The sequence below is a fragment of the Pseudomonas sp. TE4620 genome (assembly GCF_056279045.1).
The window spans coordinates 489,482-509,850 of the sequence record NZ_JBWBQO010000001.1 but is presented as its reverse complement, the minus strand read 5'-3'; the positions used below and the strand labels follow the sequence as shown (position 1 = coordinate 509,850).

The following is a 20,369-nucleotide window of genomic DNA, read 5'->3' as shown; positions in this document are numbered from 1 at the left end:
AGCCCGTTCCCACCTGAAGACGCGGGCTTGCTCCCTCTTGCTGGAGCTTCGCACCATGACCCTTGCAGTGCAGTTCACCAATGTCTCGCGCACCTTTGGCGAGGTCAGGGCGGTTGACCAGGTGTCGATCGACATCCACGACGGTGAGTTCTTCTCGATGCTCGGCCCCTCGGGGTCGGGCAAGACCACCTGCCTGCGCCTGATTGCAGGCTTCGAGCAACCCAGTGCCGGGTCGATCCGCATCCACGGTGAAGAGGCGGCGGGGTTGCCGCCCTACCAGCGCGACGTCAACACGGTGTTCCAGGACTACGCGCTGTTCCCGCACATGAACGTGCGCGACAACGTCGCCTATGGCCTCAAGGTCAAGGGCGTGGCCAAGGCCGAACGCCATGCCCGCGCCGAAGAGGCCCTGGTCATGGTTGCCCTGGGCGGCTATGGCCAGCGCAAGCCGGTGCAACTGTCTGGCGGCCAGCGCCAGCGCGTGGCCCTGGCGCGGGCGCTGGTCAATCGTCCGCGGGTGCTGCTGCTCGATGAACCGCTGGGAGCGCTGGACCTGAAACTGCGCGAGCAAATGCAGGGCGAGCTGAAAAAGCTGCAGCGCCAATTGGGCATCACCTTCATCTTTGTCACCCATGACCAGACCGAGGCGCTGTCGATGTCGGACCGCGTCGCGGTGTTCAACCGCGGCCGCATCGAGCAGGTCGACACTCCACGCAACCTGTACATGAAGCCGGCGACCACTTTCGTCGCCGAGTTCGTCGGCACCTCGAATGTGCTGCGCGGCGCATTGGCGCAGCAGCTCAATGGCAGCCAGCTGCCGTTCTCGATCCGCCCGGAACACATCCGCCTTGGCGACCAGCCAGCGGCCAGCAACGAAATCCAGGTCAGCGGCCTGCTCCACGATATCCAGTACCAGGGCAGCGCCACCCGCTACGAGCTGCAGCTGGACAACGGCCAGTTGCTGAGCATCAGCCAGGCCAACAACCAGTGGCAGGAACACGCCGCGCCCTGGCAGCCCGGCCAGCGCCTGCAGGCACGCTGGGCCCGCGAGGCGATGACGGCGTTGCAGGAAACCGTGCCCGGCGAGGGCCACTGAAATGACCCAGGCTCTGGCAAACAGCGCGCCGGGCGTCATGCGGCGCTTCTCTACCCTGCTCTATCGGCGCCCCAACCTGTACCTGGCGCTGCTGCTGGTGCCGCCGCTGCTGTGGTTTGGCGCGATCTACCTGGGGTCGCTGCTGAGCCTGCTGTGGCAGGGTTTCTACACCTTCGACGACTTCACCATGGCGGTCACCCCTGACCTGACCCTGGGCAACTTCGCTGCGCTGTTCAACCCATCGAACTTCGACATCATCCTGCGCACCCTGGGCATGGCCATCGCCGTGTCGCTGGCTAGCGCCGTGCTGGCCTTCCCCATCGCCTACTACATGGCCCGCTACACCAGCGGCAAGACCAAAGCGTTCTTTTATATCGCGGTGATGATGCCGATGTGGGCCAGTTACATCGTCAAGGCCTACGCCTGGACCCTGCTGCTGGCCAAGGGCGGCGTGGCCCAGTGGTTCGTCCAGCAACTCAACCTGGGGCCGGTGCTGCAGTTCATCCTCGGTATTCCCGGGGTCGGCGGCAGCACCCTGTCGACCTCGCACCTGGGGCGCTTCCTGGTGTTCGTGTACATCTGGCTGCCGTTCATGATCCTGCCGATCCAGGCTTCACTGGAACGCCTGCCGCCATCACTGCTGCAAGCCTCGGCAGACCTTGGCGCGCGGCCGCGGCAGACCTTCATGCAGGTAATCCTGCCGCTGTCGGTACCTGGCATAGCCGCAGGCTCGATCTTCACCTTCTCGCTGACCCTGGGCGACTTTATCGTCCCGCAACTGGTCGGCCCGCCCGGCTACTTCATTGGCAGCATGGTCTATGCCCAGCAGGGCGCCATCGGCAACATGCCCATGGCCGCCGCCTTTACCCTGGTGCCGATCGTGCTGATTGCCGTGTACCTGACCATAGTCAAACGCCTGGGGGCCTTCGATGCACTCTGAACGCGCCTCGATCGGCCTGCGCCTGGCGGCCTGGGGCGGGCTGGTGTTCCTGCACTTCCCGATCCTGATCATCGTCCTCTATGCCTTCAACACCGAGGACGCCGCCTTCAGCTTTCCGCCCCAGGGCTTGACCCTGAAGTGGTTCAGCGTGGCGTTTGCGCGCCCGGACGTGCTGGAGTCGATCAAACTGTCGCTGCAGGTCGCCTGCCTGGCGACGCTGATCGCCCTGGTGCTCGGCACCCTGGCCTCGGCGGCGCTGTACCGGCGCAGCTTTTTCGGCAAGGAGAGCATCTCGCTGATGCTGATTTTGCCCATCGCCCTGCCCGGGATCATCACCGGCATCGCCCTGCTCTCGGCATTCAAGACCCTGGGGATCGAGCCGGGCATTTTCACCATCGTCGTCGGCCACGCCACCTTTTGCGTGGTGATCGTCTACAACAACGTCATCGCCCGCCTGCGGCGCACCTCGCAGAGCCTGATCGAGGCGTCGATGGACCTGGGCGCCGACGGCTGGCAGACCTTTCGCTACATCGTTTTGCCCAACCTCGGCTCGGCACTGCTGGCCGGCGGCATGCTGGCCTTTGCCTTGTCGTTCGATGAAATCATCGTCACCACCTTCACCGCAGGCCACGAGCGCACCCTGCCAATCTGGCTGCTCAACCAGTTAAGCCGGCCGCGCGATGTGCCGGTCACCAACGTAGTGGCCATGCTGGTGATGCTGGTGACCATGCTGCCGATCCTCGGCGCCTATTACCTGACCCGCGGCGGCGAAAGCGTAGCCGGCAGCGGCAAATAACTCCTGGAGGACTGGACCATGCAAACCCGACTGTTAATCAACGGCCAACTGGTGGACGGCGAAGGCGCAGGCTACGCGGTGCTCAACCCGGCGCTGGGCAGCGTGCTGGTGGAAGTCAACGAGGCCAGCGAGGCCCAGGTCGATGCTGCCGTGCGCGCCGCCGACCGTGCCTTCGACAGCTGGTCGCAGACCACGCCCAAAGAGCGTTCGCTGTTGCTGCTCAAACTTGCCGACGCCATCGAGGCCCACGGCGAAGAGCTGGCCCGCCTGGAGTCGGACAACTGCGGCAAGCCCTATGCCGCTGCGCTCAATGACGAGATCCCGGCGATCGCCGATGTGTTCCGCTTTTTTGCCGGTGCCAGCCGCTGTCTGGGCGGCTCGGCTGCCGGTGAATACCTGCCGGGGCATACCTCGATGACCCGTCGTGACCCGCTGGGCGTGGTCGCCTCGATCGCGCCGTGGAACTACCCGCTGATGATGGTTGCCTGGAAGATCGCCCCGGCGCTGGCCGCCGGCAACACCGTGGTGCTCAAGCCGTCGGAGCAAACGCCGCTGACTGCGCTGCGCCTGGCAGAACTTGCCAGCGAGCTGTTGCCGGCCGGCGTGCTGAACATTCTTTTCGGTCGCGGGCCGAGCGTCGGCACGCCGCTGGTGACCCACCCGAAAGTGCGCATGGTGTCGCTGACCGGCTCGATCCCAACCGGCGCCAACATCATCGCCAGCACCGCCGACAGCGTGAAGCGCATGCACATGGAACTGGGCGGCAAGGCCCCGGTGATCATTTTTGATGATGCCGATATCGACGCCGCGGTCGACGGCATCCGCACCTTCGGCTTCTACAATGCCGGCCAGGACTGCACCGCCGCCTGCCGCATCTATGCCCAAAGCGGCATCTACGAGCAATTCGTAGAAAAGCTCGGCAAGGCCGTGGCCAGCATCAAGCATGGCCTGCAGAACGACCCGGACACCGAGCTCGGCCCGCTGATCACCGCCCAGCACCGCGACCGGGTGGCGGCCATGGTCGAACGGGCGATTGCCCAGCCGCATATTCGCCTGGTCACCGGTGGCAAGGCGGTGGCCGGTGACGGTTTCTTTTTCGAACCTACGGTGCTGGCCGATGCCCAGCAGGATGACGAGATCGTCCGCCGCGAGGTGTTCGGGCCGGTGGTCTCGGTAACCCGTTTCGACGATGAAGCGCAGGCCCTGGCCTGGGCCAACGATTCCGACTACGGCCTGGCGTCGTCGCTGTGGACCGCCGACGTCGGCCGTGCCCATCGCGTTTCGGCGCGCCTGCAGTACGGCTGTACCTGGGTCAACACGCACTTTATGCTGGTCAGCGAAATGCCCCATGGCGGTCAGAAACTGTCTGGCTATGGCAAGGATATGTCCATGTACGGGCTGGAGGACTACACCTGCGTCCGGCATGTGATGTTCAAACATTAAGGTAAGGACACCCATGGAAATCACCCGACGCGACTTCATCAACGGAGTCGCCATCGGCGTCGCAGCGGGCCTGACCCCGCTGCAACTGCTTCAGGCGGCCCCCAGCGGGCGCTATTACCCACCGGCCTTGACCGGTTTGCGTGGCAGCCATGTCGGCGCCTTCGAAGTTGCGCACCAGATGGGCTGGGAGAAAAAGACCTTCGCCACCGACGCCCTGCCGATCAGCGAGGAATACGACCTGGTGGTGGTCGGCGGCGGCATCAGCGGCCTGGCGGCGGCGTTCTTCTATCGCGAGAAGCATCCCGCCGCGAAGATCCTGATCCTCGAGAACCACGACGATTTCGGCGGCCACGCCAAGCGCAACGAGTTCAGCGCCGGTGGGCGGATGATCCTTGGCTATGGCGGCAGTGAAGCCTTGCAGTCGCCCAACCATCTGTACAGCAAGGAGGTCAACGGCCTGCTGCAAAAGCTTGGCGTCGATATCAAGCGTTTCGAGACCGCCTTTGACCACAGCTTCTACCCCGACCTGGGCCTGTCGCGCGCGGTGTTCTTCGACCAGGAAACCTTCGGCGAAGACAAGCTGGTCACTGGCGACCCGACGCCGATGGTCGCCGACGACATCGCCCCGAGCCAGCTCAACGCCCGCCCGATTGCCGATTTCATCAATGACTTCCCCTTGCCCGCAAGCGACCGCAAGGCGCTGATCGACCTGCACCAGGCGCCGCGCGACTACCTGGCCGGCAAGTCGCTGGAGGACAAGACGGCCTATCTGGAGCGCACCAGCTACCGCGACTTCCTGCTCAAGGACGTCGGCCTGTCGGCCAGGGCGGTCAAGTACTTCCAGGGCCGCACCAACGACTTCATGGCCGTGGGCATCGATGCCGTCGCCGCTGCCGACGCCTACTCTGTCGGCTTCCCGGGCTTTGCCGCGATGAACCTGGCGCCGCTCAGCGAGGAAGCCAAGGCGGAGATGGAAGAGCCCTACATCTACCACTTCCCCGACGGCAACGCCTCGCTGGCACGCCTGCTGGTGCGCAGCCTGGTGCCATCGGTGGCGCCGGGCCAGAGCATGGAAGACATCGTCCTCGCCAATTTCGACTACAGCCAGCTCGACCGCGCCGGGCAACCGCTGCGCCTGCGCCTGAACAGCACGGCGGTGAGCGTGCGCAACGTCGTGGGTGGGGTCGATGTCGGCTACAGCCGCGCCGGGCAACTGGCCAAGGTGCGCGCCAAGCACTGCATCCTGGCCTGCTACAACATGATGATCCCCTACCTGCTGCGCGACCTGTCGGCCGAACAGGCCCACGCCCTGAGCCAGAACGTCAAGTTCCCGCTGGTGTACACCAAGGTCATCGTGCGCAACTGGCAAGCGTTCCAGAAGCTTGGCGTGCACGAGATCTACGCCGCCACCCAGCCCTACAGCCGGATCAAGCTCGACTACCCGGTGAGCCTCGGCGGCTACGAACATCCACGCGACCCGGCGCAGCCCATCGGCCTGCACATGGTGTTTGTCCCGACCAGCCCCGACAGCGGCATGAGCAGCCGCGACCAGGCCCGTGCCGGACGCGGGCGCCTGTACGGCACCTCATTCGAGGTACTGGAAAGCCAGCTGCGCGAGCAGTTGCAACGCATGCTGGGTCCTGGTGGCTTTGACCACAACAAGGACATCCTGGCGATCACGGTCAACCGCTGGCCCCATGGTTATGCCTGCTCCACCAATACCCTCTACGACGACCCGGCGCAGATCGAGCAGTGGATGGAGCTGGCGCGCCAGCCCGTGGGCAAGGTCAGCATCGCCAACTCGGACGCGGCCTGGAGCGCCTATGCCCATGCGGCGATTGATGAGGCGTGGCGTGCGGTGGGGGAACTGGGCTAAATCCAGGAAACCTCCTTCATCCATAAAGGCTTCGCCCTACGGACATCCCATTGCTGCATCGCAGACGGTATCATAATATGATACCATTAATAATCATCAGCGCAGTACGCTGAAGTCAATCTTCAGCAAACCGATACCCGGCAATCTGGAATGGGCTCGCATCGAATCTTTGTTGGTCGGTGCGGGAGCCCGGGTAATCGAAGGCAGAGGTTCACGCGTGCGCTTTGAACTCAATGGTGTGATCGCGACGTTCCATCGCCCTCATCCGGATAAAGATGCCAAGCCTTATCAGATCCGCGATGCGCGGTACTTTCTGGAACAGGCAGGAGTGACCCCATGAATGTCATGAACTACAAGGGCTACGCCGCCCGTATTGAATACAGCGATGAAGACCAATTGCTGATCGGCCATGTCGCCGGTATACGCGATGTGATCGGCTTTCACGCGCAATCGGTCCCGCAGTTGCGCAGCGCCTTCGAAGAAGCCGTGGATGACTACCTTGATACCTGCGCGCGCCTGGGACGTGAACCACAGAAAGCTTACTCGGGGAAATTGAGCTTGCGCCTTGAGCCGACGCTGCATGCCAGCGTCGCGCAAAAAGCTGAGTTGGCAGACAAGAGCATCAACCAGTGGGTCAGCGATGTGTTGAGCCAGGCCGCACATGCCTAAGGCCCGCTCCCACAGAGGGTTTATGTACGCCGAACCTGTGGGAGCTGGCTTGCCTGCGATCGAGCGCGAAGCGCTCGCCATTCAGTCAATCGCGTAAATCAGACTCATGTATCGGCTGGTCGCGACTGGTAGCCCGTTGATACTGCGCCGGCCACACCGCCTTGTTGCCGCCCAGGTCGTCGTCGGCATGCAGCGGCCAGTACGGGTCGCGCAGCAATTCGCGGGCGAGGAAGATGATATCGGCCTGCGCGGTACGCAAGATGGTTTCAGCCTGCATCGGGTCGGTGATCATGCCCACCGTCCCGGTGGCGATCCCCGCCTCTTCCCGCACTTTGGCCGCGAACTGAGTCTGATAGCCCGGCCCGGTCGGGATCTCGGCTTTTACCGAGGTGCCGCCAGAGGACACGTCGATCAGGTCCACGCCCAGTTTGCGCAGGCGCTTGGCCAGCTCCACGGTCTCATCCGGGTTCCAGCCATCCTCGACCCAATCAGTGGCCGATAGCCGCACGAACACCGGCAACTCGGCCGGCCACACCTCGCGCACTGCTTCGGTCACTTGCAGGGTCAGGCGAATGCGGTTTTCAAAGCAGCTGCCGTACTGGTCGCGGCGCTGGTTGCTCAATGGCGACAGGAACTGGTGCAACAGGTAGCCATGGGCGGCATGCACTTCGACCACCTTGAAACCGGCCTCAAGGGCGCGCCGGGCAGCGGCGACAAAGGCCTGGATGATCTCGCCGATCTGCGCTTCGTTCAGTTCGCTGGGTGCGGTGTGCTCCGGGTCGAAGGCAATTTTCGAGGGCCCCACTGGCACCCAGCCGCCAACGTCGACCTTGACGCTGCCATGCTTGCCCAGCCACGGCCGATGGGTGCTGGCCTTGCGCCCGGCATGGGCCAGCTGGATGCCGGGCACCGCGCCCTGGGCGGTGATGAAACGGGTGATGCGTTGCAGCCCCGGGATCTGCGCGTCGTCCCACAAGCCCAGGTCTTGCGCGGTAATGCGCCCGTCGGCAGTCACGGCAGTGGCTTCGGTGAAAATCAGCCCGGCACCACCCACCGCGCGGCTGCCCAGGTGCACCAGGTGCCAGTCATTGGCCAGGCCGTCGACACTGGAATACTGGCACATGGGTGAGACGGCAATGCGGTTGGGCAGGATCAGCTGGCGCAGGGTATACGGCTCAAGCAGCAGGCTCATGGGGCACCTCTCAAATCAAGTGGTAAGGCTCCAGGTAGTTGACCGGCCGACTACAGAATCTTCCCCGCAGGTTCTTCGACCCATCATTCGAAGCCTAGACCACTTTGCCCCGTGAGATCAGCGCGGCTCGATATGCGCGATCATCAGTTGCACGCTTTCCTGGCCGCGAAACTCGTTGACGTCGAGCTTGTAGGCCAGCTCGACCCAGCGCACGGTGGGGTTGGGCCAGACTTCCCGGTCGACGCCAAAGGCGATGCCATCGAGCTTGAGCGAACCGCATTCGCTCTTGAGCACCACCTTCAGGTGCCGCTCACCGACGACCCGTTGCTCGACCAGCTGGAACACCCCGTGGAACAGCGGCTCGGGGAAGTGCTGGCCCCACGGCCCGGCGTTGCGCAAAGCCCGGGCCAGCTCCAGGTGGAACTCCTCGACCGCCAGGGTGCCGTCCGACAGCAAGCGGCCGGTGAGGTCTTCTTCACGCAGCTGGCGACGGGTTTCTTCGTCGAAGGCCTGGGCAAAGGCCGGAAAGTTATCAGCCGGCAGCGACAGGCCGGCGGCCATGGCGTGGCCGCCGAACTTGCTGATCAACTGCGGATGGCGCGCCGCCACGGCATCCAGCGCATCGCGAATATGAAAGCCCGGCACCGAGCGCGCCGAGCCCTTGAGCATGCCGTCGCCGGCATCGGCAAAGGCGATGGTCGGGCGGTGGTAACGCTCTTTCAGGCGCGAGGCAAGGATGCCGATCACGCCCTGGTGCCAGTCCGGCTCGAACAGGCACAGGCCGAACGGCATCGATTCCAGCGGCAGGTCCTTGAGCTGGGCCAGGGCTTCGCGCTGCATGCCCTGCTCGATGGATTTGCGGTCCTGGTTCAGTTCGTCGAGCTGGCCGGCCATTTCCCGAGCCAGGTTGGCATCGTCACTGAGCAGGCACTCGATGCCCAGGCTCATGTCGTCCAGGCGCCCGGCCGCATTGAGCCGTGGGCCAAGAATAAAGCCAAGGTCGGTGGAGGTGATGCGCGCGTGATCGCGGCGGGCCACTTCAAGAATGGCCTTGAGCCCCGGCCGAGCCCGTCCGGCTCGGATGCGTTCCAGGCCCTGGTGCACCAGGATGCGGTTGTTGGCATCCAGCGGCACCACGTCAGCGACGCTGCCCAGGGCCACCAGATCGAGCAGCTCGCCAATGTTCGGTTGCGGCGCGTTGTCGTAGTGACCGAGGCTGCGCAACCGCGCGCGCAAGGCCATCAGCACATAGAAAATCACCCCGACCCCGGCCAGCGCCTTGCTGGGGAACTCGCAGCCCGGCTGATTGGGGTTGACGATGGCGTCGGCCGCCGGCAGCTCATGGCCAGGCAGGTGGTGATCGGTCACCAGGACCTTCAATCCCGCAGCTTTGGCGGCGGCCACGCCTTCGACGCTGGAAATGCCGTTGTCGACGGTGATCAGCAATTGCGGCTGGCGCTGCAAGGCCACTTCGACAATCTCCGGAGTCAGGCCATAGCCGTACTCGAAGCGGTTGGGCACCAGGTAATCAACATGGGCAGCACCCAGCAGACGCAGGCCGAGCAGGCCAACGGTGCTGGCGGTGGCGCCGTCGGCATCGAAGTCGCCGACGATGAGGATGCGCTGGCGTTCTGCCAGTGCCGTCACCAGCAGGTCGACTGCCGCCTCGATGCCCTTGAGCTGCTGGTAAGGCAGCAGGCGCGCCAGGCTCTTATCCAGCTCGGCTGCCGATTGCACGCCACGGGCGGCATACAGGCGGGTCAGCAAGGGTGGCAGGTCGCCGAGAAAGGGCAACGTGGACGGCAACGGGCGGGGATCGATACGCATGGGGCGTTGGGGCTTCTCGTCAATCAGGGATGTTCGGCTTGAAAGGACGCGCGATCAGCGCTCGCCCATCAGCCATTGCAGCTGGACTTCGTGCTGGCCGCGATCGTCGGTGACGAACACCGTGCCTTCGCTGATCATCACGTCCCACTTGATCGCCCGCGGCATGTCCTTGGCCAGGGTTTCCAGTACTTCCTGGGGCACGGCGGCGATGTTGAGGTTTTTCAGGTTCTTGACCGCCGGCAGCACCTTGGTTTCCCACACGCGCAGGCTGCCATAGGCCAGCAGGCTGGTGCGCTCGGTGCGACGCGAGCACCAGGTCAGGCGATCGGCATCGGGCTGGCCGACTTCGATCCAGTGCAGGATGCGGTCGTCCAGGCTTTTTTCCCACACCGCCGCTTCGTCCACGTCCGACAGACCTCGGCCAAAAGACAGTTGCTCGTTGTACCACAGGGCGTAGGCCAGCAGACGCACGGCCATGCGCTCTTCGGTTTCCGACGGGTGACGGGCGATGGTCTGCTTGACGCTTTCGTACACACCGCGGTCAAGGTCGGTGAGGTTCAGTTCAAACTTGTAGGTGGTGGATGGCTGGGCCATGGACGGGCTTCTTGCGGCAAGGAAAGTCGCCCAGTCTAACCGATCCGCATGTTCCTTGCGCCGCAGCAGTATCTGGGCGCGCCCAGCTATGATAAAAACGGGGGCCCTGACCCGCTGCCACGGACGCCTCATGCCTACGCCCAGCAAACCTCTCGCCGGCCTCAAAGTCATCGAACTCGGCACCCTGATCGCCGGCCCGTTCGCTTCGCGCATCTGCGCCGAATTCGGCGCCGAGGTAATCAAGGTCGAGTCGCCCGATGGCGGCGACCCGCTGCGCAAGTGGCGCAAGCTGTACGAAGGCACGTCGCTGTGGTGGTTCGTCCAGGCCCGCAACAAGCAGTCGCTCACGCTCAACCTCAAGCATGCCGAAGGGCTGGATATTCTCAAGAAGCTGCTGGCCGAGGCAGACATCCTAATCGAGAACTTCCGCCCCGGGGTGCTGGAAAAACTCGGCCTGGGCTGGGACGTGCTGCACGCCCTCAACCCGAAGCTGGTGATGGTGCGCCTGTCCGGCTTCGGCCAGACCGGGCCGATGAAAGACCAGCCGGGGTTCGGCGCCGTCGGCGAATCCATGGGCGGGCTGCGCTACATCACCGGTTTCGAGGACCGCCCGCCGGTGCGTACCGGCATCTCCATCGGTGACTCGATTGCGGCCTTGTGGGGCGTGATCGGGGCGTTGATGGCCCTGCGTCATCGCGAAGTCAACGGCGGCCAGGGCCAGGTGGTGGATGTCGCCTTGTACGAAGCGATCTTCGCCATGATGGAAAGCATGGTGCCGGAGTTCGACGTGTTCGGCTTTATCCGCGAGCGTACCGGCAACATCATGCCCGGCATCACCCCCTCCTCCATCCACACCAGCGCCGATGGCAAGCACGTGCAGATCGGCGCCAATGGCGATGCGATCTTCAAGCGCTTCATGCAGGCCATCGGCCGCAATGACCTGGCCGACGATCCGGCGCTCGCCAGCAATGACGGCCGCGACCTGCGCCGCGATGAGTTGTACGGGGTGATCGACCGCTGGGCGCGGACTTTGCCACTGGATGCGCTGATGCAGGTGCTCAATGAGGCCCAGGTACCGGCCAGCCGCATCTACAGTGCCGAAGATATGTTCAGCGACCCGCAGTTTCTCGCCCGCGAGATGTTCCTGCAAGCCAAGCTGCCCGACGGCACGCCGTTCAAGATGCCGGGAATCGTCCCCAAGCTCTCGGACACCCCCGGCTCCAGCGAATGGGTCGGGCCGGAGCTTGGAGCCCACACCGAGCAGGTACTGGCCGGGCTGGGTTATGACACAGCTGCGATTGCCCGGCTACGCACGCAAGGCGCAGTCTGAACACGGCACTACTCAAGTTGCGTGGCAACGGTGGAGACCTGGACATGACCCATCACTGGCAAGCGAGCATGCGTCGTGGATTGCCGCTGTTGCTAGGTCTGTTGCTTTGCCTGGGCCTGCCCGCTCCGGCCTCGGCCAAGGAGCGTTTGTTCTGGTTGTTGCGCGACTTGCCGCCGCTGACCATTTTCGAAGGTACCGGCAAGGGCCAGGGGGTGATCGACCGCTTGCTGCCGCTGCTGATCGAACAGATGCCCGAATACGATCACAGCATCGTCCGGGTCAACCGCGCCCGCGGCATCCAGATGCTCCAGGCGCCCACCTTCACCTGCGACCCGACCCTGCTGTGGACCCCGGAGCGAGCGCGCTATGTGCATTTCTCGATCCCCAGCCTGGGCGTGCTCAGCAGCGGCCTGGTGGTCCGGCGCAAGGACCAGCACCTGCTTGACCCCTACCTGCACAACCAGCAGGTCGACCTGCAGACGCTGCTCGGCAGTACCGCGCTCAAGCTGGGTGTGGTGGCCCAGCGCAGCTACAGCCCGGCGGTTGATGAACTGCTCAAGACCCTGCCCGACACTACCCTCAGCCGCCACTACGGCAATGACGCAGTGACCAGCCTGCTGCAAATGCAGCAGCATGACCGCCTGCAACTGGTGCTCGGCTACTGGCCGGAAGTGCGCTACCTGCTGCAACAGCAAGGCTGGCCCAGCGACGACTATGCCTTCTACCCGATCCAGGGAGTCGAGCAGTACCAGTTGCTGCGGGTCGGCTGCTCCGACACGCCGCTGGGGCGCGAAGCCATCAGCCATATCAACAAATTGCTACTGCCGCTGCGCAACGACACCTTGCCCGACCTGTACGCCCAGTGGCTGGCGCCGCAAATGCGCGAACAGTACCTGCACGACAGCCTGCACCTGTTTGGCGAGCACCCCTGAGGCCCGATCGCAGGTAAAAAGAAACCCCGAACGGTGGGGAGGCCGCCCGGGGCTAAACAAAAGCCCATAGGGCTTCGCACGACAGCTTCACGACATCGGAGCAAAATCCCGATCAGCTGTCCTTGTTAGGTCTGATTGCCTTGCCCGGCAAAGGTTCCGTCACACCCCGGCGCTGATCGAGCGGCCTTGCTGCAGATGGCGCTGCGCCGCGATGACGCAAGGCTGCAGGCGGCCCTCTACAATCAGCAGGTCACGCTGCAGGCCATCGACCAGGTCGACCAGCAGGCGCTGGTCCTGCAACTGGCTGGGCTTGACCGTGCGCTGCAGCACGCTGCGGTTGGTTTCGTCGGTCAGGCGCAGGTCGAAATCACAGCCGGTGCTCAGGCGCACCAGCCTGACCCGGTACGGTGCCAATGCTTGACCAAGCAACAATCTGATACATTCCATCTCATTCATTGTTCACCTACCTGTCGAGAAGGGGTCTTTCACTGACCCTGAGGCAGCCGGAAAAGTTCTCTCAGTGCGATTTCCTTTACCCAGCATGCCCGGCAAAAATGACAGATTGAAATCCAGCACGTTGAGCGGAGCCTGCCTGTGACAGCCCCTGCCCCCAGTGAACTGCGCATCATCCTGGCCGATGACCACCCGATCTTTCGTATCGGCCTGCGCGCCGTGCTCGAGCAGCTTCCGGGCATTCGCGTAGTGGGCGAAGCCGGCGGCCCGCTGGAGCTCACGACCCTGCTGCAAAGCCTGGAATGCGACGTGCTGGTGACCGACTTCATGATGCCGCTGGAGCAGCAGAACGATGGCTTGAAGCTGCTCGAACAACTGCGCCGGCACCATCCGCAGTTGCCGCTGCTGGTGGTGACCATGCTCAACAATGCCGGGCTGTTCCGGGCCATGCTGGCCCTGGGCGTCAATGGCCTGCTGAGCAAGGCCAGCCTGGCCGACGAATTGCCCCAGGCCATCGCCCGCCTGCGCAGCGGCAAGATTTACCTGGCCGATTCGGTGCAGCAGTTGCTGTTACAGGACGGCGCCGTGCGTGAAGACCTGGCCCGCGACCAGACGGCGTTGTCGCCGCGCGAGCTGGAAGTCGCCCGCCTGCTCGCCGGCGGCCACACGGTCGGCCAGATCGCCACCCTGCTCAACCGCAGCAAGCAGACAGTAAGCAGCCAGAAGGTCAGTGCCATGCGCAAGCTGGGCCTGGCCAATGACGCCGCGCTGTACCTCTATTTGCAGGAGCACGGCCTGGGCTGAAGGCTGTTCACGCCCTGCGCCGCAGCCTGGCCTCGGCCGGCTCACGCTCGAGCATCCACCGGCGCAGGTCCGGCCCCGCCATCGGCCGGGCAATGAAATAGCCCTGCATGATCGGGCTGCCCAGGGCCTTGATCGCCATCAGGTCATCCACCGTCTCGACGCCCTCGACCACCACGTTCAGGTCCATGCGCCGGGCCATGATCAGCGCCCCCGCCACCACCGCCGCCTTACGGCCATCATCGGCCATGCCCCGGACAAACTCGCTGGGCAGTTTCAACTCGCTGAATGGCAGTTCGAGCAGGCGCTGCAGATTGGACACACCCATGCCGAAATCATCGATCGACAGTTGGCAGCCCTGGATGCGCAGGTGCAGCAGCCCTTCGAGCTGGTTGCTGTCGAGCTGGCAGCCATGGGTTTCGATGACTTCCAGGGTCAGGGCGCTGGCCGGCACGTCATGGCGCTTGAGGGCCGCGACGACCTGCGCGGCGAAATCATCGCGGGTGAGCATCAGCGGGGCGATGTTGACCGCCACGGGTAATGGCTGGCCACTGGCGAGCCTGGCCTGGGCACTGAATGCCAGGGCCTGGTCGAGTACGTGCCAGCTGAGTGCCTCCAGCAACCCGGCGCCTTCAATCAAGGGGAAGAACTGCGCCGGGCTAAGCAAGCCAAGGCTTGGGTGTTGCCAACGTACCAACGCCTCCACCCCGACCAGGGCACCGTCGAAACCCACCTTGGGCTGGTAATGGGCCTGCCACTGCGCCTGGCTCTGCGCCAACTCGGCGGGCGACATGGCCAACAGCTCGGCATGGGCCGGTGCGGCGAGCGCCTGGGGCGAATCGCCGGGCTCGTCGAGGTAGCGGCGCAGCAACTTGTGCAGCGACACGCTGCAAGCCGGCTTCTGCAGGCTGCCGAGCACCCGCAAGCCCAATTGCCGGGCCAGGTCGGCGACGCTATCGAGCACGCCACGTTCGGCGCTGCTGAGGATAATCAAGGCCGCCGCCAGGCCGCTGTCAGCCAGGTGACGGATCAGTTCCAGGCCGTCCTGGCCGTCCATGTGCAGGTCGCAGATGGCGATATCGACCCGTCCGCGCCGGGACAGCGTCTGCCGTGCGCCGTCGACCGACTCTGCCGTCAGCACATCGAAGACGCCATTGGCATTGAGCATCTGATGCAAGGCCATCAGTTGGAAAGGATGATCCTCGAGAATCAAAACCTTCAGTGAGCGCATGAAAATTTCCCCGCAGTAGCCGATCTGAACGACAGCACTGTGCAACTCTAGGAAAATTGACCTAGGACGCCCATAGGACATGTCCTAAAGTTCAGGTGACATTTTCCACAGCTCTTGTTCAATGTCCTGATTCAACTGGTCGATTGCCGCCTGCAATGCTGCCCATCCCGGGTCGGCAGCCTGCGCCGAGCGCACCTGGCTGGCCTTTTCCAGTTGCGCGCAAGCCTGCGCCAGCGGCAGCGCATCAATCAGGCAGGCGACGCCCTTGAGGCGGTGCAATGCCACGCCAATGGCTTCCCAGCCTTGGGTCTGGACGGCAGAGGCGAGCAAAGCGGACTCTTCCCGCAGGTTTTTGCGCAACTCCTCAAGCATGCGCCGCAGTACCGCATTGTTGGCCTGGGTCATCTTCTGCAGGGTATCCATCCTGAAGCTGGGCCGCGCGGCCAGCCTGTCGATCACCGCGACAAGCTGGGCCAGCGCGACCGGCTTGACCAGGCATTCATCCATGCCGGCCTCCAGGCAGCGGGCGCGCTCCTCTTTCATAGCGTTGGCGGTGCAGCCAACGATGGCGATCGCTGGGCGCTGGCTGTCGCGCTCCAGGCGGCGGATGCCACGGGCCAGCGCATAACCGTTCATCACCGGCATGTTGCAATCGCTGAGCACCAGGTCGAAATCGCCGTCCTGCCAGGCCTGCAGGGCACTCTGGCCGTTCTCCACGGCCAGCACCTCATGGCCGAGGAATTCCAGTTGCTGGCTGAGCACCAGGCGGCTGGCCGAAAGGTCATCGACCACCAGAATCCGCCGCGCCGGCCCGCCCGCCAGCCCACGCGTCGGCGCTGGCGCTACAGGCTCGGCAGCCAGCGCTTCGAGGGTCAGCTCGACACTGACCTCGGTACCTTTGCCCGGCACGCTACGCAGGGCAATGTTGCCGCCCATCAACTCGACCAATTGCCGGCAAATGCTCAGGCCCAGGCCCGAGCCGCCATATTCGGCACCCGCGCCTGCCTGAGCGAAGGGCTGGAACAGCGCGCTCTGCTGTTGCTTGCTGATACCGATGCCGGTGTCACGCACACACAGGCGCAAGCCAATGCCCTGCAAACTGTCGCAGCCAGTGCGGCTGACCTGCAGCTCTACCAGGCCCAGGTGGGTGAATTTCAGGGCGTTGCCCAGCAGGTTGGTCAGCACCTGGCGCAAGCGCAGCGGGTCGAACCAGTACACCCCTTCTGCTTCGCTGGCCAGTTGCAGGCGCAAGTCCAGGCCCTGAGCCAGGGCCTGGGCCTGGAACTGCTCGACGATAGCCTTGAGAAACGGCGCCAGTGCCCGGGCCTGGGGTTCGAGCTGCAGGCTGCCGGCCTCGATCCGGGCAAGGTCGAGGCTGTCACCGATCAGCGCAATCAGCTCACGGGCTGATTGATGGGCGGTTTCCAGCCGCCGGGACGGTTGCTCGCCGCGGCCCAGGGTGGTTTCCCGCTCAAGTTCGAGCAGGCCGATGATCACCGCCATGGGCGTGCGAATCTCGTGGCTCATGGTCGCCAGAAAGGTACTTTTGGCCTGGTTGGCCTGCTCGGCCTGCTGCCGGGCTTCGACCAGCGCCACCTCCAGTTGCTTGCGCTCGGTGATGTCGATCCAGCCCCCCAGCAGGCCTTGCAGCTGCCCGTCGGCACTGTAGAACGGCACGGTCCACTGGTAGGCATCGGTGCGCTGGCCCTCAAACTCGATACAGCGGTCCGCGAACACCGGTTGCGGATCTTCGAGCAGGCTCAGGTAATCGGCATGCAGTTGCCTGGCCAGCGCCTCGGGAATGACATCGATGTCTGTCAGCCGCCGGCCCTTGACATCTTCCAGGCGCATCGAGAAGGCCTGTTCGTAGCTTTTGTTGCAGGTGATCAGCCGCCCTTCCAGGTCGCGCACGTAGATCGGGTTGGGGATTCCGTCGAGCAGTGCGCGCTTGAACGCCAACTGGTCGTTGAGGGCTTGCTCGGCCTTCTGCCGCTGGTTGATCTGCGCGCGCAAGCGACTGCTCCAGACCAGCGACACCAGCCCGAACAGTACCGCCGCCGCCACGGTCCAGTAGATCCACGGCGCAATCCGCTGCCAGGCCGGCGCTGGCGGCGCCAGCGCGCCCAGCCACTTCATGCGCACGGCACGCAACTCGGCGACCGGGAAGGCTTCCAGGGCCTTGTTGAGGATGCTTTCCAGCTCCGGAGCGCTACGCCGTACCGAGAACCGGTCCGGTGCCCACTTGCCCTCGACTCCACGCCCGACCTTGAGCACCGGGTCGTTGCCGATCACGCTGTAGGCGCCGATTTCGCTGTCGATGGTGGCCAGGGCTTCGCCGTTGCGGACCTTTTCCCGGGCTTGCTCCAGCGAGTCCACCAACAACAGGCGAATACCCGGGTGATCCTCGCGAAGGGTGCTCTCCAGCGCATGCTGCGCCGGCAGTGCCAGGGTCTGCCCGGCCAGTTCGTCCAGCGACGCCAGGCCCAGTTGCGGCGCACGAACGATGAACACCCAGCTCTGCCCGCCAATGGAATGAGTGAACCCGAGAAACTCGCGGCGCTCCGCGGTTTCACTGAGGGTTGTGCTCAAGTCGGCCTGCCCGCTCCTGAGCAGCTCCAGGCTCTGGGCAATCGATTCGGACGGCGCATAGTCAAACTGCAGGCCCGTCATCTGCGCAATGGTCGCCAGCACATCGCTGTTAAGCCCCACCCAGGCGCCCTGGCGAGTGCGGAACAGGTAAGGCGGATACTGGCTACCAACCACGGTCACCCGCGGATGGCTGGCGATCCAGCGGCGCTCGGCGACGCTCAGCTCGACCCGGTGATGAGCCACGTCCGAGCCCAGGCCGGAGGTCCAGCGGCCAAGAATTTCGCGGCGCACCGACTCCTCGATACTGGCCAGCGCCTGGTTGAACATCTCCTGCAGTAGCCGGTCTTCGGCACGCACGGCAAAGGCGAAGCCAATCGGCGGCAAGGCGCTGGGGCCGACCACCTGCAGGCCCAGGTACGGACGCAGCGCGTTGAAGGCGCGGATGATGATCTCGTTGCCGACAAACGCATCCACTTCACCCTGATTGAGCGCCTCCAGGGCACTGCTGAGGTTGGGCGCCAGCAGCACCTGGCTGTCGGGATAAACCTGGTGCATGACCCGGGTGTCGGCATAACCGTCGAGCAGGACCACTTTCTTCCCCGCCAGCGACTTTGGCGGCACCGGCGCGCCGCCACGCACCACGACCATGGAGCGGTCCGGAATGTAATCGTCGGAGAACGCCAGGCCCGCCACGCTGCGTTCAAAGCCGTTGGCGCTGGTCAGGACATCGATGTCGCCATGGCGCAAGGCCTCGATCGCCTCCTCGCGCTTGGCGAAGGCCAGCACCTGGGTTTTCACCCCCAGGCGTTCGGCAACCAGGCTCAGGTAGTCGGCGCTGATGCCCTGGTAGCGGTTGCGGTCGATGGTGATGTCCACCGGCTCGTAGTCGGCAAACGAGATACCGACCCGCAACACCCGCGCCGGGCCCAGCCATTGTTGCTGGGCCGCGGTCAATGGCATCGGCCCAAGCTCGGTGAACGGCGGTACCAGGGTAAAGGGCAGGCTCTGGGCGGCCTGGGCCCAGGGCCCGATACCCAGCCAGAACAGGCAGGCCAGCAACAGCCCTGTTGTGCGTCGATGTCCGGTGCTCATTGATACCCTTGATCCGTTGCTGCAAACCATTGCCAGTGTAGAAATAAAAAAGCCCGTCAGAGACGGGCTTTGTTGTGCCGATCAGTCGATCAGAGCGGTTTGCCGCGATTACCGTGCTGGCTGACGAAAGCCTGAACGGCTTTCAGGTCATTGGCCAGTACCGTGCACTTCTCTTCGCGGGCGAACAGGTCAGTCAGGTGCGCCGGCAGTTCCAGAGCCTTGCCGACACCGGCCTTCTCCACCGCTTCCGGGAACTTGACCGGGTGCGCAGTGCCCAGCACCACCATCGGCGTGTCCAGGCTGCGGCGGCACTCGCGTGCGGCCTTGACGCCGATCGCGGTGTGCGGGTCGAGCACCTCACCGGTCTGGGCAAAGACGTCGGCGATGGTTTCGCAGGTTTGCGCATCATCGACCGCCAACGAATCGAACAGCTTGCGCGCTTCGGTCCAGCGATCCTGTTCGACGCTGAAACCGCCGCCCTGCTTGAAGTTGTCCATCAGCCCGGCGATAGCCGCGCCATTGCGACCGTGCAGGTCGAACAGCAGGCGTTCGAAGTTCGACGAAACCATGATGTCCATGGACGGCGACAGGGTTGCGTGCAAGGTTTCCTTGACGTACTGGTTGCCACTCATGAAGCGGTGCAGGATGTCGTTGCGGTTGGTGGCGACGATCAGCTGGCTGATCGGCAGGCCCATGTTGCGCGCCAGGTAGCCGGCGAAGATGTCGCCGAAGTTGCCGGTCGGAACCGAGAACGCCACTGAACGCGCCGGGCCGCCCAGCTGCAGGGCTGCATGGAAGTAGTAAACGATCTGGGCCATGATCCGCGCCCAGTTGATCGAGTTCACTGCCACCAGGCGGGTGCCCTTGAGGAAGCCCTGGTCAGCGAAACTGGCCTTGACCATTTCCTGGCAGTCGTCGAAGTTGCCTTCGATGGCGATGTTGTGGATGTTCTCGCCGAAGATGGTGGTCATCTGCCGGCGCTGAACTTCCGACACGCGCTGGTGCGGGTGGAGGATGAAGATATCGACGTTGTCGCAACGGCGGCAGCCTTCGATGGCGGCGGAACCGGTATCACCACTGGTGGCGCCGATGATCACGACGCGCTCGCCACGCTTGGCCAGCACATGATCAAGCAGGCGGCCGAGCAGTTGCAGGGCGAAGTCCTTGAACGCCAGGGTTGGGCCATGGAACAGCTCCAGCACCCATTCGTTGCTGTTCAGCTGACGCAGCGGTGCAACCGCGGCATGGGCGAACTCGCCGTAGGTTTCTTCGAGAATCTTCTTGAAATCGGCATCGGCGATGCTGCCGGTGACGAACGGGCGCATCACCCGGAAGGCCAGCTCGTGGTAGGGCAGGCCGGCCCAGGAAGCGATTTCTTCCTGGGTGAAACGCGGCAGGTTTTCCGGCACGTATAGGCCGCCGTCGCTGGCAAGACCGGCCAGCAGCACGTCTTCAAAGTTCAGGGCCGGTGCCTGGCCGCGGGTACTGATGTAGCGCATTTTTGCAAA

General features: G+C 64.2%; 17 protein-coding genes. 10 read left to right on the top strand and 7 right to left on the bottom strand.

The genetic code is table 11. The features are described 5' to 3' along the window. The first annotated feature begins 55 nt into the window (after window positions 1-55). The 7 genes from ACZ9A3_RS02385 (at window position 56) to ACZ9A3_RS02355 (ending at window position 6,820) form a co-directional block, all read left to right on the top strand. On the top strand, window positions 56-1,096 hold the full coding sequence (locus ACZ9A3_RS02385) for an ABC transporter ATP-binding protein (protein WP_093386765.1): 1,041 nt from the start codon (window positions 56-58) through the stop codon (window positions 1,094-1,096). A 1-nt stretch (window position 1,097) separates the two neighbouring features. Further along, a complete protein-coding gene (locus tag ACZ9A3_RS02380) occupies window positions 1,098-2,036 on the top strand; it encodes an ABC transporter permease (RefSeq protein WP_093386770.1) in 939 nt (312 codons plus the stop codon). Continuing rightward, window positions 2,026-2,832, top strand: a complete 807-nt coding sequence (locus ACZ9A3_RS02375; protein ID WP_093386775.1) for an ABC transporter permease — start codon at window positions 2,026-2,028, stop codon at window positions 2,830-2,832. Before ACZ9A3_RS02380 ends, ACZ9A3_RS02375 begins: the two co-directional genes overlap by 11 nt. A gap of 18 nt (window positions 2,833-2,850) precedes the next feature. Then, entirely contained in the window at window positions 2,851-4,275 is a 1,425-nt protein-coding gene (locus ACZ9A3_RS02370) for a gamma-aminobutyraldehyde dehydrogenase (RefSeq protein ID WP_045193689.1), read from the top strand. Window positions 4,276-4,288: 13 nt separating this feature from the next. Next, entirely contained in the window at window positions 4,289-6,151 is a 1,863-nt protein-coding gene (locus tag ACZ9A3_RS02365; RefSeq protein WP_476252102.1) for an NAD(P)-binding protein, read from the top strand. A gap of 85 nt (window positions 6,152-6,236) precedes the next feature. After that, window positions 6,237-6,491, top strand: coding sequence for a type II toxin-antitoxin system HicA family toxin (locus ACZ9A3_RS02360; RefSeq protein ID WP_093386785.1), 255 nt, complete (start codon window positions 6,237-6,239; stop codon window positions 6,489-6,491). Further along, entirely contained in the window at window positions 6,488-6,820 is a 333-nt protein-coding gene (locus ACZ9A3_RS02355) for a type II toxin-antitoxin system HicB family antitoxin (protein ID WP_093386790.1), read from the top strand. Before ACZ9A3_RS02360 ends, ACZ9A3_RS02355 begins: the two co-directional genes overlap by 4 nt. 85 nt (window positions 6,821-6,905) lie before the next feature. Here the strand turns inward: ACZ9A3_RS02355 and ACZ9A3_RS02350 are convergent, their stop codons facing one another. The 3 genes from ACZ9A3_RS02350 to ACZ9A3_RS02340 form a co-directional block, all read right to left on the bottom strand. Beyond that, window positions 6,906-8,012, bottom strand: coding sequence for an NADH:flavin oxidoreductase/NADH oxidase (locus ACZ9A3_RS02350; protein ID WP_476252101.1), 1,107 nt, complete (start codon window positions 8,010-8,012; stop codon window positions 6,906-6,908). 117 nt (window positions 8,013-8,129) lie between these two features. Further along, complete coding sequence (gene recJ / locus ACZ9A3_RS02345) at window positions 8,130-9,839, bottom strand: single-stranded-DNA-specific exonuclease RecJ (protein WP_195885799.1); 1,710 nt, start codon at window positions 9,837-9,839, stop codon at window positions 8,130-8,132. Between the two features lie 54 nt (window positions 9,840-9,893). Then, window positions 9,894-10,433, bottom strand: a complete 540-nt coding sequence (locus ACZ9A3_RS02340; RefSeq protein ID WP_045193694.1) for a YaeQ family protein — start codon at window positions 10,431-10,433, stop codon at window positions 9,894-9,896. Window positions 10,434-10,563: 130 nt separating this feature from the next. On the opposite strand from ACZ9A3_RS02340, the gene ACZ9A3_RS02335 reads away from it, so the two are divergent. Then, window positions 10,564-11,763 carry a CaiB/BaiF CoA transferase family protein gene (locus ACZ9A3_RS02335; RefSeq protein WP_093386800.1) on the top strand — a complete coding sequence of 400 codons (1,200 nt, stop codon included), beginning with the start codon at window positions 10,564-10,566 and terminating at the stop codon, window positions 11,761-11,763. 44 nt (window positions 11,764-11,807) lie between these two features. Beyond that, the gene (locus ACZ9A3_RS02330) at window positions 11,808-12,695 is read left to right on the top strand and encodes a TIGR02285 family protein (RefSeq protein WP_093386805.1); all 888 of its coding nucleotides are present in this window, start codon (window positions 11,808-11,810) and stop codon (window positions 12,693-12,695) included. 159 nt (window positions 12,696-12,854) lie between these two features. On the opposite strand, the gene ACZ9A3_RS02325 is transcribed toward ACZ9A3_RS02330, so the two are convergent. Then, entirely contained in the window at window positions 12,855-13,151 is a 297-nt protein-coding gene (locus ACZ9A3_RS02325) for a DUF3509 domain-containing protein (protein ID WP_093386810.1), read from the bottom strand. Window positions 13,152-13,289: 138 nt separating this feature from the next. Here ACZ9A3_RS02325 and ACZ9A3_RS02320 point away from each other — a divergent pair, with 138 nt between their 5' ends. Then, window positions 13,290-13,952 (top strand): response regulator, encoded by a 663-nt coding sequence (locus ACZ9A3_RS02320; RefSeq protein ID WP_045193697.1) that lies wholly within the window; start codon window positions 13,290-13,292, stop codon window positions 13,950-13,952. A 7-nt stretch (window positions 13,953-13,959) separates the two neighbouring features. Here ACZ9A3_RS02320 and ACZ9A3_RS02315 read toward each other — a convergent pair whose 3' ends face one another. The 3 genes from ACZ9A3_RS02315 to thrC form a co-directional block, all read right to left on the bottom strand. Beyond that, window positions 13,960-15,180, bottom strand: coding sequence for an EAL domain-containing response regulator (locus tag ACZ9A3_RS02315; RefSeq protein WP_258596754.1), 1,221 nt, complete (start codon window positions 15,178-15,180; stop codon window positions 13,960-13,962). A gap of 84 nt (window positions 15,181-15,264) precedes the next feature. Further along, window positions 15,265-18,861, bottom strand: coding sequence for a transporter substrate-binding domain-containing protein (locus tag ACZ9A3_RS02310; protein WP_476252100.1), 3,597 nt, complete (start codon window positions 18,859-18,861; stop codon window positions 15,265-15,267). Window positions 18,862-18,950: 89 nt separating this feature from the next. Beyond that, window positions 18,951-20,360 carry a threonine synthase gene (thrC, locus tag ACZ9A3_RS02305; protein ID WP_045193698.1) on the bottom strand — a complete coding sequence of 470 codons (1,410 nt, stop codon included), beginning with the start codon at window positions 20,358-20,360 and terminating at the stop codon, window positions 18,951-18,953. Window positions 20,361-20,369: the final 9 nt, after the last annotated feature.

Coding starts and splice junctions, on each gene's coding strand:
- ACZ9A3_RS02385 (WP_093386765.1), top strand. CDS start 56: ATGACCCTTGCAGTGCAGTTCACCAATGTCTCGCGCACCTTTGGCGAG.
- ACZ9A3_RS02380 (WP_093386770.1), top strand. CDS start 1,098: ATGACCCAGGCTCTGGCAAACAGCGCGCCGGGCGTCATGCGGCGCTTC.
- ACZ9A3_RS02375 (WP_093386775.1), top strand. CDS start 2,026: ATGCACTCTGAACGCGCCTCGATCGGCCTGCGCCTGGCGGCCTGGGGC.
- ACZ9A3_RS02370 (WP_045193689.1), top strand. CDS start 2,851: ATGCAAACCCGACTGTTAATCAACGGCCAACTGGTGGACGGCGAAGGC.
- ACZ9A3_RS02365 (WP_476252102.1), top strand. CDS start 4,289: ATGGAAATCACCCGACGCGACTTCATCAACGGAGTCGCCATCGGCGTC.
- ACZ9A3_RS02355 (WP_093386790.1), top strand. CDS start 6,488: ATGAATGTCATGAACTACAAGGGCTACGCCGCCCGTATTGAATACAGC.
- ACZ9A3_RS02350 (WP_476252101.1), bottom strand. CDS start 8,012: ATGAGCCTGCTGCTTGAGCCGTATACCCTGCGCCAGCTGATCCTGCCC.
- recJ (WP_195885799.1), bottom strand. CDS start 9,839: ATGCGTATCGATCCCCGCCCGTTGCCGTCCACGTTGCCCTTTCTCGGC.
- ACZ9A3_RS02340 (WP_045193694.1), bottom strand. CDS start 10,433: ATGGCCCAGCCATCCACCACCTACAAGTTTGAACTGAACCTCACCGAC.
- ACZ9A3_RS02335 (WP_093386800.1), top strand. CDS start 10,564: ATGCCTACGCCCAGCAAACCTCTCGCCGGCCTCAAAGTCATCGAACTC.
- ACZ9A3_RS02330 (WP_093386805.1), top strand. CDS start 11,808: ATGACCCATCACTGGCAAGCGAGCATGCGTCGTGGATTGCCGCTGTTG.
- ACZ9A3_RS02325 (WP_093386810.1), bottom strand. CDS start 13,151: ATGAATGAGATGGAATGTATCAGATTGTTGCTTGGTCAAGCATTGGCA.
- ACZ9A3_RS02315 (WP_258596754.1), bottom strand. CDS start 15,180: ATGCGCTCACTGAAGGTTTTGATTCTCGAGGATCATCCTTTCCAACTG.
- ACZ9A3_RS02310 (WP_476252100.1), bottom strand. CDS start 18,861: ATGAGCACCGGACATCGACGCACAACAGGGCTGTTGCTGGCCTGCCTG.
- thrC (WP_045193698.1), bottom strand. CDS start 20,360: ATGCGCTACATCAGTACCCGCGGCCAGGCACCGGCCCTGAACTTTGAA.